Consider the following 12,304-nt stretch of genomic DNA (forward strand, 5'->3'; position numbering starts at 1 on the left):
GCGTTCTGAATGGCCCATTGCATCATTTCTGACGCATGCTGCTGGTTGCCTTTGTAGAGAGAGTTGAGCGCGATACGCTGGTTTTCACGCGTGGCCGCGATACTGATAAATAGCTTATTGGCGGTATAACCCAGGCCAGCTATCGTCGCACCGCCGGCAGTGAGCATGCCGAACGTGCGGGTCGCCGAGGAGCCGAGGCGGTCAATGGAGTTTGAAACACTGGCGACGGAATTGCGCAAACCGTTCATCGCCGTCTGGCTGCTGCGAGCCATTGAGGAGATGTTCCCGGAGAACTGGCGGGAACGCTGGGCAATGTTGCCCATTAAATCAATGATGATTGAGGCGCGAAATTGCCCAGCCATGATAATTACCTTTTAAAGAGGGTTTCAGCCTGCTTGCAGTGCCGGAAAAGGCGGGATAGCGGAAGAGAAAGGGCCCATTCCGGGCCCCCTTTAAGCATGACGCCGACCGCTATAGCCGCCTGTTCAATCTCATTCCGACACTGCAGCCACTCGCCCCCGGTCAGGGGTCATCGCCGCGGCCTGAGCAACATCACGTAAATCGGTCGCCAGTGAGACACGATGGAAATCACGCTGGGACATTTTTTTAAGCAGAATCAGAGACAATGGCCCCTTAATAACGCCGACAGTTGCAATCTGCCGGCGCAGCATTTCCAGCCCCATCTGAGAAGGTGAACTCACCAGTTGTGGACCCGCTTTGGTCTCCACAACTCGCTCAGAGGCCATCTGTGCATCAATAATGTCGCCGGCCGTCAGCTCGCGGAAGGTGATGTCATATTGCATTTCCACCTCTTCACCCACGCCATAGGGGATGCCATCAAGCAGACGGAAAGTTCCATTTTTCAGGGCATCAAGGATTTCCTGCTGGAACTCAAAAGCTTCCAGCTCAGGGTCTTTAATCTCGGTCATGGACATAGTGACTCCTTACGCGATACGTTTGCTGGTTTTAGCGGCGAGTTTGATGGTGATTTCACCATCGCTGTTTTGTGGATCATCGGTCTGCCAGGCGTTTGGCATCATCCAGGTTTCCCCGGTATCGGCTTTAAACTCAGCCGTAATGTCAGTCCAGTCGATGATTTCATCCAGACCAATGCCGCTGCCGCCGGGAATTTTGCACTCAAGCGATGCCTCACGCGGCGACGCTTTAAAGCCATACACGCGGCTACCTTTAACAGTCTCACGACTGTCACCGGCTGGCGTGAAGGTACAGCCCGCCAGCGTCTCAAGTTCCAGGCCATTGACGCGGATAAAGGCGACGCCCTGACGTTGATTTGACATATTCCCCCCTTAGAGAATGAAGCGGATCTGTTCTGCGAAGATGCGGAACTGGTTAATGAGGTTTGGCCCAGCCAGCACATCAACACGGTCACGATCGCTTTTGTTGCGCACTACGTAGAGCTCGTCTTTAAAGGTGGTGAAGTCTTCCACCAGACCGGCTTCCTCCCACTCAGTAAACAGCGCCAGCAGCTCCGTTTTGATAATCGACGGAGTTACTACCGGTTGACCCGGCGCGAAGTTCGTACCGTCATCAGCCAGCTTATGGCGCGGGAATTTCTGCGTAATACGCACGCGGGTCGAATAGCGCAGATAGCTCAGTGTCGCGATAGTCTCAACGTTCAGATAAGACGGGTCCGGGTCGCCGTAGCTGTTGGTTCGGTACGTCGTGATCAACCGCTCAATCTGCACCTGTCCGCCATCGTTCACGGTGAAGGTACTGATGCCATCGAATAACAACCCGTTGCGCTCAGACCAGGTGAAGAGGTCTGTCTGTACCGGCGGCATCAGGTTACTGACGACCAGCGTCTGCAGCGGTCGGGCCGGGTCGATGCTCAGTGACGCCGCCGCAACGGCCGCAATACTGGTGCACCATACATACTGAGGCTGTGGTGTCGCCGGCGCACCCAGACAGCACAGCAGGTGATCGTTGCGGGACTGGCCGAACGTGGTCAGGCTCCCCATCGGGCCGTGATAGCTGGTAAATGCAATACCGTCGGCCTGGTTGATTGGCCCCCAGCGCTCCACCAGTTCGGTACGCAGCAGGTTAAGGTTGGCCGGGTCAGTATACGGCATGACCAGGTATTTGAACTGCAGGTCACCCATCGCGGCGATGGAGTCTGACAGGTCCGGGTTGCTGTTGGTGTCTGCCGGATAGGTGACGGTGGCCACAATGCCACCAGGTGTCATTTCCTGATCGTAATAGTTGAAGCGCGTATCCGTCGGGCAGGAGCGGCCGAGAAACTTAGCTGATAACTTCACATCGGCATGGGTCGGGTCGGCGTTCGCGCTGCCGCTATCGGGTACGACAGTCGCTGTCACCGGCAGATCGTATTTTGCATTAATCAGGTCAGCCAGACTCTGCGCGATATCCGCGCCTTTATCGCCAGTCTTAACCGTGGCAGGAATACGAACACCCGCAACATAAGTCACCAGAGTACCGTTCTCTGTTGCTGTACCGCTCAGCTTAATGGTAGCGGCATCGGCAACACCTGTTCCATCGCCCTGGGCGATGCAGTACAGCTCCGCAACGCGGTTGAGCTTCAGGAACTCCGTCGCCATCAGGTGGATCATCGACCCCTGACCGAATGCGGCAGACGCCTGAGACGGGGAGTAAATACGTGTCAACGTATTCGCCGGCACCGACCCCACCGGCTTCTGATTAACGTCAGAAGCTCGCTGGCCGAACATCAGAACACGCTGACGTGGCGCAGGCGTGCCGGAAACGGCGTTGCTGTTGTTGAACTCGATATACGCCAGAGGAACGCGAATCGCGCCGCCTGCTGGAATCGAATCAAAAGAGATATCGCTCATTTCGCACCTTTCTTAGTGGCTTCTACCGGGAGCACGTCGCCATCTTTGAGGCGGCGCAGCCAGAAACTGTTTTGCGGCTTGGTCTCACCGTCTGCGGCCAGCAGTTTCATGGTCTGCGGGTCGCGAACTGTGCGGCCGGGAGCCGGCTTAATCTTCAGCACATCAGTCATGGTTGTTTCTCGTTTACGTTGATATGCGCCTCAAAAGGCGGTGTGCCGTCTGGTTGTTTCCACGTCTGCCAGTGGCGTTCGTAGTCATCCAGAGAGCTGAGATCAATGCTGGTATCAATGGGCGTGGTCCCGCTGAAATAAAGGCCGTAAAGCGCACAACCCGCGCCACCTTGCGCATCGGTATAGAGGTTTTGCCCCTTGGTCAGCTTCATGCCGGTGGTAGAGCCGAATGTCTTCCAGTTAATCCCCGCCACAAGGCGCTCAACAATCTGGTAGATACCCAGCCGGTCACCTTCACGACCGTTGAGCATGCTGGCGCATACGTAGAGGACCCAATGGCTTTCAACCTCACGAGAGGTTCGTCCGGGACCACAGCCCAGCCAGGCGATATAGACCGCTGGCTCACTGAGCAGCATGCGCTTGATAGCCACATCATCCCAGGTGCCCGGATGCGTATCGACATCGCGCAAGGTGTTGCCGAAAAGTCCTTTAACAGCCTCAAGCAGCGCGGTTTCGGTATCGCCAATCATCAGATAAAACCCTGCTGTTTACGCGAGAAAACAGGCGCATCAGAAACCACCTGAGCAAGATTCTCACCATCTGGGGCACTGCCGGCAGTGTCGGTGCCAAGCGGAATCTTTCCGTCCCGGACGCCTTCCAGCCAGCGGATGGCGTCCTTATAGCGCTGTGTTGATTGTTCAGTCGCTCGCGTGTCCTGCAGGAAGTACCAGGCAATGACGCAGCAGACCTGCGGCAAGGTCGCCGGAGCCACCGTCAGCGGTAATGTGTAGCGGGCGACAATGTAGCTATCCATCATCGCAGTCGCGTCAGCCAGCGCTGCATCAATGATGACGTCATCCGGCTGGTTATTATCCGTCCGTGTTTTGGTCAGTAGATCCAGATTGCGGCGCTGATACCGGGACACCATTTCCGCGACAGTGGCATAAGTCATTACGCGTCCTCACCCTGTGAGGCCAGCGCCGCATTGAGCTGCTCACTGGAGATGATTTCCCCCAGAGCGGTAGACACAGCAGCCACGCGCGGTTTTCCCGCAGAGGTGAAATGCTCAGCGTTAGACTTGTCCAGACCCGCGACGGCCAGAATGATGCGCTCGTTCAACGGTGGCTCATTCAGTTCTTCAGTTTTCAGCTCACCGCCCAGGCCCACGTTGTCCAGGGCCCCTGGTTCTTCCGGGTCCTGTGCTGGCGCGCCAGATACGATTTTGAGGACGCTGTCACCTTCGAGAATGCGCACTTGCGCTTCAGTGACGCCCACCACGCGATTCTCACCACGGGTAAACGGGATGCCGGCGCGGCGGTACACGTCCCGGTAACATTTGACCACCAGGTCGAAAAGCTGATTGCCATCTGTTTCGCGAGCCGGTGAAGTGCCTTCAATACCTTGCTTAAGTTCTTCTGACATGACATGGGTTCTCCCTTTGAATCCACGTTAAACGGCAGGTTAAAGGCGGATTAACCGCCTTTAACATCGGTTTGAGACTGCAGGTGACTTACAGGTAGTCAGCGACTACCAGTTCCAGCTTGCCTTTCATTTCGTTACTGACGACGCCGTTGGTGCCGGCAATCAGTTCACGTTCCAGCCGCTGGATTGCCGCTTTCTCATTCCCCGGAGTGACCACCAGATGTGTCGGGCGCAGGCCCAGAGGACGACCGCCATCGGCGTGGAATTTGCGCATGGTGGTCCAGCCGGTCCAGAGGTTGTCGAGCGTCAGATCGGCGTTCATGGCCATCGCCATCTGCCAGAAGCCAAAACCTACTGCACGGCGACAGCTCACCCCGAACAAAAACTCGTTATCGGTGAACACGTGGTCATCAGAGATAGCTGTTTTAGCAACCAGCTCAGCCTTTCGGCGGTCCTGGAAGATCAACGGCTTGATGGCGCGGGAGCAGTCGAGCAGATACCAGCTATCGCCCGTCCAGTCGGCTGCTTGCTGGTAGACGTTCGCCACAGATTTCGCCGTCCCGGTGCCATCCACTTTCGGATAGACCGGATGATCGGTATCGAAGAAGTTCTGGCCGTCGTAGCATGCCTGGTTAAAACCATCTTTCAGCAGACCAAACACCAGCTCGTCAGGTTGCACGGCGGCAGAACGGCCCAGCTCAGAGAACATCGGGCTGTAAACGCCCAGGTTGTCATCTTCGAAATCGTCACGGCTGATGCCGACGGTTCCTTCATAGGTTTTGTTGGCCACGGTGTAAGCGCTGGCCGCCATCTGGTTCACGACTCGCGCACCGACCCACTCACGCAGCTGCGGCGCGTTACCCAGCCAGCCATAGGTATTGGATTTGGACGATGACGGTACCGTCATGGCGATTTTCTGGTACTGGGATGGCGCACCATCCAGACCACCCTGAAAATCCTTACGGAATGAGGTCATCAGGGCCTTAATGGAGCTCGGGGTAACGATCATTTATCGCCTTCCTCTTTGAGTTTCTGGTATTCGGCTTCAGACATGCCGAGTGCTTTTGCTGCTGATTTTTCATCGGCAGACAGCGCCGTCAGACCTTCGCGGCGGGTATCCGGGATATCGATCGTTAAGGTCTGTAGTGCAGTCAGCGCTGCAATGGGCTGTTTGGCGTCAAGCTGAGCGGAGAGCGCTGCAACCCCTACCTGCGCACCGACCTTTTCAAAGTAAGCACGCTCGGATTTGAAGATACGGCCTTCGGTTTCCGCTTTATCCAGGACCGCACTCAGGGAGACGGTAGAATGCTTGCCAGTCACCACCGCCAGTTCCTGGCGAATGGCGTTATAGGTTTCCACCGGTACCCATTTGGTGAGGTCTGGCGTGCCGGATTCTGCTTTCGCCGTCACCAGTTCTGCACTGAGTGCAGTCACGCGGGTGCTCAGTTCGTCGTGCTTATCTGCCTTGCCCTTGAGCACATCAAAAGCTGACAGTGCGGCTGTGGCCTGCTCATCGGTCACGGCAGCATTCTCAGCCAGCGTGATACCGAGTCGCGCCAGCAGCTGACGCAGGTGTTCATTCATGGGACGTCCCTCATGTGGGTGGTTAGTGAGTTCATCAAAGGAAGCAGCAAGCGCCGCCAGCTTTTGCATGCCAGTCGCGCCAGGGTCATTGGTCAGCGCAACCATGCGCAGTACGGTTGGAGCGCCAGTAACGAGGTCGTAAGGAAATACAGCCGAAAGGAAGCCGAATTCTTCGTTGCTCAGATAGGTCAGGGCCGCAGGTGTCCAGCGAGGCTTAACAAAAAGCCCCAGGCCTTCACGCCACTGCATTTCATCGGCGTTAAACCAGCCAGCCGCTTTCAGCTCATCAGGAGAAAGCCCCTCGTCTTTGCGCAGCTGGTTATGTTCGTAATCAATCAGCACGTCCTGGCCGAGAGCTCGGACACCATCAATCAGACGTGCAGCGATGGCCGCATCCATATACCAGCCAGCAGCAACATCGAATGGCCGACCATCACGGGCACGAAAACGCCCGGCGGGGAGCAACTGGCACCAGCCGTCATCACCGACGGTGGCCGCAAGAATGGCGATACCAAAAGAGGAAGGTTTTGTTTTCATGGCCTGCTCGTTGCTGAGAAACTCAGGCCATTTTTACGCGGGGAAGAAAATGCAGGTGATTCCGGTATCTGACTGAAAACCATGAACCGGATGGAAAGCGAAGCGGGAGAGAAGACGCAACCCCATTTAAAACACGTTTAAATCTCTCTGTACGCGTTTAAAAGATTTTACGAGCGTCAACGTATAGCAAACATCATACTATGGCCTGAGAGCAGCCTGAGCACGTTTTTCGATAGCGGTGTAAATCTCTTTACGACCGACCTTATCAAGCCCCATGTAAGGACGGGCTTCAAGGATAGTATATCGCGCTTTACCACCCCACTGATGAATTGCAGCATAAATCATCGGTGAACCAATCAGCGCCCAGTCCGGGCCATAGTCCGTGGTGATGCTCCTGGCCAGATCGCCATTCAGAGTCAGGATAGTGCCAGGAACATAATTATGTTTCTCACGCCACGCAAGATAAGGATCGCTCCAGCTGGCCCAGTGCTCACCGGTGACCGGGTCCGCCTGCTGTTCAAAGGCGTTCTCCGTGGAGGAAAGCAGGGCTGCAGCTGCGGCACGTGGAATGGCCCCGTCGTTGGCCATTGCCCCCAGGTTGATGAACGCCGTCTGGATCCTGTTGATATCGAGCACAACTGCCAGCTCAATACTCATGGTGCCTCCTTCTGCCCCAGATGACCTTCAAGCACTTCAAGCGTGCCAGTGCTCACCGCTGATTGCAGACTGCGCAGACTCACCCTTGAAAAGCTGACGACCTGGTCAAGCAGGTCTCCGCCGTTCTTCACTGCAGGCTCTGTGCGGATAACTATCTGCTGTCCGGCATCTTCTGCAGGCGTTATATACAGGAGCACATTCCTGGCGCTATCCCACAACACCGCCTGAGGTTGAGCCATCAGCGCCGGCAATTGTTGTACATCGGTATCACTGAGTTTTGGATCTGCAGCGGAAACCGCATCAGACAGACTTTTTTCGGTGATGGCCAATAATCTGGCTGGCTCAGCCCCCGCTCGCGCTCTGACCATCGCGGCAACGGATTCTGACATAAAGCCCAGCGTCTGAACGGCATCACCGGCGCGGCCGCTGGCGAGGGTCCGTTTTGCCCATACTGAAAATGCCAGCTGGCGCTCGCGGCTGTTGTTGAGCGACTGGATAACCTGCTCACGCAGCTGCGGGTCACGGGTCTCGATAACCTTACGAATAAGCGTCTGGTCAGTGCCGAACGCCGCTGAACCTGGGTTATACGACCAGCCCACATCGGGCGTCATTTTCACGCGGCCGTTATCAAAGGTCGTGGACTCCGCCCTGAAGATTTCACCCGTGGTCTCATCAATGCCGGCGTCAACGTCATGGGTGTGCACGAAAGATGCCCCGTAACTGACTTTCAGCCCCAGCGCTTTCATACGTTCAGCAGACAACGCCCTGACGCGGCAGCGGCAATTCCAGCCATTCGGTGGGTAGTGCGTCTTCCAGAACGGGTCATCATAGCGAAACACCAGCCCATTAAGCGCAGCATGCTCCGGGCGGGTTCGCCCGTCCATAACGGCCACATACTGCCAGAACGGGTAATCCTCAACGTTATTCATCATCTGCGCATAACGGCCGCTGTTATAAGCCGTGCGCATATTGACGTTGTAAATGGTCGCAAGACGGCGCGGGCTGCCCAGTTCGATTTCCTTAGCATTACCCTCGGTATCGACAATAATCTGCTTTCCCCACCATCCCAGCTTCTGCAGGCGGGGTGCCAGCGTCCGGGTAAACTCCTGACGCGTGATACCGTCGTGGACAGCGCGATCAACCTCGTCACGAATGGTGTTCAGCACATCAAGCCGCACCGCTTTAGCGACGGTAAACGCGCGGGCATGCGCGTCCGTCAGTTGCTCATACCAGTTCCATGTGACGTTATGGCCCTTGGCTCTGAAGTAAGAGACCGCCTCTTTTGGGGGTAACCGTGCGGCGTATGCCAAATCAACTGCCTGTGCCATCGATGCGCCCCCACAGATCAGCGACAAAGATAGCGCGGGTCAGGAGGTCGATAAGCGCTGCATCATCCAGTTCGGGATAGAGCGTCGCCGCATCCTGCATCGCCGATTCAGGGCCGTTTTTAATAATGCTGGCAATAACGGGCTTTAAAAGCGGATCAATGGCCTGTTTAAACGCCTCCGGCGTCGCCGCCGCGCCCATATCGTCAATATCATCAGTCTGCTTCAGGTCTGTCGCACTCAGACTGGCCTGACCGTTTACCGCTGGCAGACCTTCAGCCACTGGCGCGGCACGGAATACCTGCTCGTCACCGTTCGGCTGCGGGATATTCAGTTTTTCCTGAATCCATGACACCGGCACCGGCATGCCTGCCGCCAGTTTCGGAATGGCATCCGCAAACATTGAGAGGTCTTCGTATTCCCCGGAATCAAACACAATACCCGGCAAACGGCACGGGTCGAGGGTGGTTCGGCTGTTGACTGCCAGTAACGGATAAATCAGGTCACGGTTGACAGAGCGACGCAGTTGCCGCAGGTCGGCATTACGGATCTCTTTACGGACTTCGTTATGGACTTCCCCCAGAGAACGAGCTCCTTTGTCACCGGCTTCCGTGGTCAGCGTTCCCCCCAGAATAGCTTTTGACATGGAGCGTTCAGCCCAGCTGATTTGCGCCTGGAACGGGTCTGCCTGGCCATCGGCCGCACTCTGGAACTCCAGCGCCATCCCCATCGGGATAATACCGCCAGCACGACGCCCGATATCCATAACTGCCTGCATCAGAGTGGATTTCTCTCGGGAGGTTGCGCCGGTTGGGTACTTGCCCACGCGCATCGGCAGACCGTAAATCTCCAGAAACTCAGCAAAATCACGCACCGAATAGTTTTTGAAGATAAACGGCCAGACCAGCGTACGGACCAGACCCAGCGTGCCGGCATACCCTGAGCGGGACTTTGCCTGATGACGGAACCAGCCAAACGGCTGAAGTTCAACACCGTCGGCGCTGCCATCGCGCAGCCTGAGCTGATTCAGATTGCTTTCTGGCGTACAGAACAACGCAGGATCACGCCAGTGAAGCGCAACGGGTACGCGCTGCTTACCCAGCCAGCCCCATTCGATCTCCTGCATGCTGTAGCCCTTGAGGATGGCGTCGCCGGCATCAAAAATGCCGTCCTCAAACCAGGCAGCGTCCTGCAACATCTCATCGAGCATGGCCGCATCTTTCTTTTCCTGCGGAGTGGCGTCTTTCGGTGGCTGAATGCTCCAGGGTAAAGACTGAATGGCCAGCCGGCGCTTTGACAGCTCGGAAAACAGATGCGTGTCCTTTTCTTCCATATCAAAGGCGAGGTCAGCCTGAGCCGCCAGGTCTCCGCGTTCGGCGTCACGCAGAACAATGGCGGCACGGTTTGGCGTTATACCACTGGACGGGTGCTCCTGGGTACGCTTTGCCATCATCACCAGTGATTCCTGCGCCGTCTGCAAATCAGGATCAAAATCGAAGGGATTGCCCGTTAAATCCAGAATACGGCCCATTACCAGCATCCTCTTTCAAATTCGTGGTAGTCATCATGGGTTTCATCATCGTGCGCATCTTCCCGGCGCTTACCGGGCAACGCCTGCACGCTGTCTTCGTCGATGACAAAACCATTCATATAAGAAGCGCGTACCGCCATCGCCAGCGCTACCGCAAAGTCACCGTGACGTTTGCCACCGGTGCCACTGGCATTGGCGTCTTTGGTTCTGCCCTTATCAATCTGGGGAACGCCGTTAACGACCTTGATATTGAGCAGGTCATCCAGCGTTGTCTGGTGACGGGCGATAGTCAGGTTCTGCGCCTCAAATTCACCTTTTAGCTTTGGCATCCATTCCTGATACCAGGCTGCTGACAGGTGCACGCTGTCAATCATCTCCGGGCCATACACCAGACGCGCAGCCTCAGCGAGATACCCACCATTACCCGTGGCATCAAAAGCGGCGCCAATAAAGCGAGGTAAACGCGCCAGGATAAACAGCATGATCTGACGCTGCTGGTCGTAGGTGACGTTCTTCAGCTCGACGCGGAAGCATTCACGCTTATACAGATCGGCGGTGATTTCCAGCGGGACAAAAACGGTCAGGTCGCCATTACGCGCAAAGTCTTCACCAAAGGCGTGCTTATGCTGAACGTTGAGCGCTGCCAGTAATGGGGCCAGCTCTTTCTCGCACCACGTTGAAACTTCCGCTTCCCGCAGTTCTGGCGACCAGGATTCAAAATCGTCAGGAGCCTCAAAACGCAGGATCGGAATATCACGCTCCGGCGTCATCGCCGCTTCAATCAGTACGCGGGAAAGGTAAGCACCGCCGGACTTTTTCGGCACGCAGCCGTATTCCTCGTCGGCGCTCTCTTTGTTAGGGGCATTGCGGTAAAGGTCATCACGCCATTTTTTCTCTTTTTCTGCGGACCACTCCTGACCCGTGACGTAGCAGATACGGCGATACAGACCATCACTGATCGCGTCATCCAGGGTAATACGATGAACGGAATAATCTTTCCGACCCTCTCGCGCGTCCTGAATGTACTGGTTAAACAGATTATCAACGCCGTTATGCGTGGAGATGATGCGTACACGAGCGCCCCACATGGTCAGTGCAAATGCCGCTTTCAGCAGCTCATCAAGCGACTCATGGAATGCAGCCTCATCGATGATCACATCCCCCTGAAGGCCACGAAGGTTAGAGGGTCTGGAGGAAAGCGCCTGGATCTTAAAATTGCTGTTCGGGAAGCGAATCATGTACGTCAGAATTTCTTCGTTCTTATCGCTGTCCCAGAAGGTTTGCTCATAGACGTCGGCTTTCGCCAGTTGGTTGAAAGCGCGGGCAAACAGCGCACAGGCGGCAATGTACTCCAGCGCCATCTCCTGGCGGGAACCGACATAAAAGACATTGCGGCCACCGCGTTTACGTGGCTTGGCGGCTGTCATGACGTTACGGCCAGCCTCTGCCCAGGTCAGACCGGTACGGCGGGATTTTTCAGCGATACAAATCTGGCTGTCATCGCTGAACCACCGGGCCTGATAGGGAAGGAAAACGGCTTCGCTCGCCGGATTAAGACTGCCTGCATCCGTCACAATATCCACGCCAAGCTTGCTGGCCTCCTCCTGGAGGTCAATCTGGCGCGGTTCACTGAGTGGTGTGATTTTTTTACCTGGAGCGGCCATATTACGCTTTCCCCAGCAGCACGTTTTTAATGCGCTGTTCCAGTTCTTCGCTCATCCCGTCCTGGCCGCGTAATTCTTCACTGACGGCGTTCGCGGCCTCTTCAGCAAACGCCAGACGAATCTCTTTCTCACGCTTATGGCTGGACATGGCAGTTGATTCCAGGCGCTGAGCCGCAAGCATGGCATTTTTGAGCATGTCGATATCGACTTCTGCTTCTGGATCTTCAATCTGGCGCATCAGTGCTTTAAAGAGCTGACTTCTGGCCATCTCCAGTATGAGCTTGGTCGTTTCACCCATAGGCTTATCACCGAGTTGACTGGTGAGCGCCTGAGTCATTTCACGCATTTGACGCAGGTTATGACCAACCTGCTCGACACTGGTGGCATAGCGGTTCAGCCCGGAACGGGACAGACGCATGTCTTCGGGCAAACCCGCATCATCAATCAGCGCATTAATTTCTTCGAGGATCTGAGCCTGGGGAATCGCTTTATCCCGTAGCATCTCATGCAGGGTTTTACGCACATCCTCTGGCAACAAATCAACTTTCGATGCGCGGCCACGTGTCGGTTTAATCGGTTCCATAAC

At 55.8% G+C, this 12,304-nt stretch carries 14 protein-coding genes and 1 pseudogene; all 15 read right to left on the bottom strand.

Annotated elements, in window-relative coordinates:
- Positions 1 to 362: pseudogene (locus ACK5JN_RS15565) on the bottom strand (hypothetical protein); the annotation flags it as partial.
- A 129-nt stretch (positions 363 to 491) separates the two neighbouring features.
- Positions 492 to 929, bottom strand: coding sequence for a hypothetical protein (locus ACK5JN_RS15570; protein ID WP_416871002.1), 438 nt, complete (start codon positions 927 to 929; stop codon positions 492 to 494).
- A gap of 15 nt (positions 930 to 944) precedes the next feature.
- Complete coding sequence (locus tag ACK5JN_RS15575; RefSeq protein ID WP_416871003.1) at positions 945 to 1,298, bottom strand: phage tail tube protein; 354 nt, start codon at positions 1,296 to 1,298, stop codon at positions 945 to 947.
- 9 nt (positions 1,299 to 1,307) lie between these two features.
- The gene (locus tag ACK5JN_RS15580; RefSeq protein WP_416871004.1) at positions 1,308 to 2,828 is read right to left on the bottom strand and encodes a phage tail sheath subtilisin-like domain-containing protein; all 1,521 of its coding nucleotides are present in this window, start codon (positions 2,826 to 2,828) and stop codon (positions 1,308 to 1,310) included.
- Positions 2,825 to 2,998: a DUF2635 domain-containing protein gene (locus ACK5JN_RS15585; RefSeq protein ID WP_185668086.1), complete on the bottom strand. Its 174-nt coding sequence runs from the start codon at positions 2,996 to 2,998 to the stop codon at positions 2,825 to 2,827. The genes ACK5JN_RS15580 and ACK5JN_RS15585 overlap by 4 nt, the downstream gene beginning before the upstream one ends.
- Positions 2,995 to 3,528, bottom strand: a complete 534-nt coding sequence (locus ACK5JN_RS15590) for a phage protein Gp37 (RefSeq protein ID WP_023293635.1) — start codon at positions 3,526 to 3,528, stop codon at positions 2,995 to 2,997. Before ACK5JN_RS15590 ends, ACK5JN_RS15585 begins: the two co-directional genes overlap by 4 nt.
- On the bottom strand, positions 3,528 to 3,950 hold the full coding sequence (locus ACK5JN_RS15595) for a gp436 family protein (protein ID WP_416871005.1): 423 nt from the start codon (positions 3,948 to 3,950) through the stop codon (positions 3,528 to 3,530). The genes ACK5JN_RS15590 and ACK5JN_RS15595 overlap by 1 nt, the downstream gene beginning before the upstream one ends.
- Positions 3,950 to 4,420: an HI1506-related protein gene (locus ACK5JN_RS15600; RefSeq protein ID WP_416871006.1), complete on the bottom strand. Its 471-nt coding sequence runs from the start codon at positions 4,418 to 4,420 to the stop codon at positions 3,950 to 3,952. The genes ACK5JN_RS15595 and ACK5JN_RS15600 overlap by 1 nt, the downstream gene beginning before the upstream one ends.
- An 88-nt stretch (positions 4,421 to 4,508) precedes the next feature.
- Entirely contained in the window at positions 4,509 to 5,429 is a 921-nt protein-coding gene (locus ACK5JN_RS15605; RefSeq protein WP_416871007.1) for a Mu-like prophage major head subunit gpT family protein, read from the bottom strand.
- Positions 5,426 to 6,541 (bottom strand): phage protease, encoded by a 1,116-nt coding sequence (locus ACK5JN_RS15610; RefSeq protein ID WP_416871008.1) that lies wholly within the window; start codon positions 6,539 to 6,541, stop codon positions 5,426 to 5,428. Before ACK5JN_RS15610 ends, ACK5JN_RS15605 begins: the two co-directional genes overlap by 4 nt.
- A gap of 198 nt (positions 6,542 to 6,739) precedes the next feature.
- Positions 6,740 to 7,198, bottom strand: a complete 459-nt coding sequence (locus tag ACK5JN_RS15615; protein ID WP_416871009.1) for a phage virion morphogenesis protein — start codon at positions 7,196 to 7,198, stop codon at positions 6,740 to 6,742.
- Complete coding sequence (locus ACK5JN_RS15620) at positions 7,195 to 8,526, bottom strand: phage minor head protein (protein ID WP_416871010.1); 1,332 nt, start codon at positions 8,524 to 8,526, stop codon at positions 7,195 to 7,197. The genes ACK5JN_RS15615 and ACK5JN_RS15620 overlap by 4 nt, the downstream gene beginning before the upstream one ends.
- Complete coding sequence (locus tag ACK5JN_RS15625) at positions 8,510 to 10,054, bottom strand: DUF935 domain-containing protein (RefSeq protein ID WP_416871011.1); 1,545 nt, start codon at positions 10,052 to 10,054, stop codon at positions 8,510 to 8,512. Before ACK5JN_RS15625 ends, ACK5JN_RS15620 begins: the two co-directional genes overlap by 17 nt.
- Entirely contained in the window at positions 10,054 to 11,718 is a 1,665-nt protein-coding gene (locus tag ACK5JN_RS15630) for a terminase large subunit domain-containing protein (protein ID WP_416871012.1), read from the bottom strand. The genes ACK5JN_RS15625 and ACK5JN_RS15630 overlap by 1 nt, the downstream gene beginning before the upstream one ends.
- 1 nt (position 11,719) lies before the next feature.
- A complete protein-coding gene (locus tag ACK5JN_RS15635) occupies positions 11,720 to 12,301 on the bottom strand; it encodes a DUF3486 family protein (protein ID WP_163181557.1) in 582 nt (193 codons plus the stop codon).
- Positions 12,302 to 12,304: the final 3 nt, after the last annotated feature.

The organism is Kluyvera sp. (assembly GCF_047971185.1).
In the GTDB taxonomy this organism is placed as follows: domain Bacteria; phylum Pseudomonadota; class Gammaproteobacteria; order Enterobacterales; family Enterobacteriaceae; genus Kluyvera.

Excerpts from the sequence above, each read along its gene's own strand:
- ACK5JN_RS15570 (WP_416871002.1), bottom strand. The coding sequence starts at position 929 with ATGACCGAGATTAAAGACCCTGAGCTGGAAGCTTTTGAGTTCCAGCAG.
- ACK5JN_RS15575 (WP_416871003.1), bottom strand. The coding sequence starts at position 1,298 with ATGTCAAATCAACGTCAGGGCGTCGCCTTTATCCGCGTCAATGGCCTG.
- ACK5JN_RS15580 (WP_416871004.1), bottom strand. The coding sequence starts at position 2,828 with ATGAGCGATATCTCTTTTGATTCGATTCCAGCAGGCGGCGCGATTCGC.
- ACK5JN_RS15585 (WP_185668086.1), bottom strand. The coding sequence starts at position 2,998 with ATGACTGATGTGCTGAAGATTAAGCCGGCTCCCGGCCGCACAGTTCGC.
- ACK5JN_RS15590 (WP_023293635.1), bottom strand. The coding sequence starts at position 3,528 with ATGATTGGCGATACCGAAACCGCGCTGCTTGAGGCTGTTAAAGGACTT.
- ACK5JN_RS15595 (WP_416871005.1), bottom strand. The coding sequence starts at position 3,950 with ATGACTTATGCCACTGTCGCGGAAATGGTGTCCCGGTATCAGCGCCGC.
- ACK5JN_RS15600 (WP_416871006.1), bottom strand. The coding sequence starts at position 4,420 with ATGTCAGAAGAACTTAAGCAAGGTATTGAAGGCACTTCACCGGCTCGC.
- ACK5JN_RS15605 (WP_416871007.1), bottom strand. The coding sequence starts at position 5,429 with ATGATCGTTACCCCGAGCTCCATTAAGGCCCTGATGACCTCATTCCGT.
- ACK5JN_RS15610 (WP_416871008.1), bottom strand. The coding sequence starts at position 6,541 with ATGAAAACAAAACCTTCCTCTTTTGGTATCGCCATTCTTGCGGCCACC.
- ACK5JN_RS15615 (WP_416871009.1), bottom strand. The coding sequence starts at position 7,198 with ATGAGTATTGAGCTGGCAGTTGTGCTCGATATCAACAGGATCCAGACG.
- ACK5JN_RS15620 (WP_416871010.1), bottom strand. The coding sequence starts at position 8,526 with ATGGCACAGGCAGTTGATTTGGCATACGCCGCACGGTTACCCCCAAAA.
- ACK5JN_RS15625 (WP_416871011.1), bottom strand. The coding sequence starts at position 10,054 with ATGGGCCGTATTCTGGATTTAACGGGCAATCCCTTCGATTTTGATCCT.
- ACK5JN_RS15630 (WP_416871012.1), bottom strand. The coding sequence starts at position 11,718 with ATGGCCGCTCCAGGTAAAAAAATCACACCACTCAGTGAACCGCGCCAG.
- ACK5JN_RS15635 (WP_163181557.1), bottom strand. The coding sequence starts at position 12,301 with ATGGAACCGATTAAACCGACACGTGGCCGCGCATCGAAAGTTGATTTG.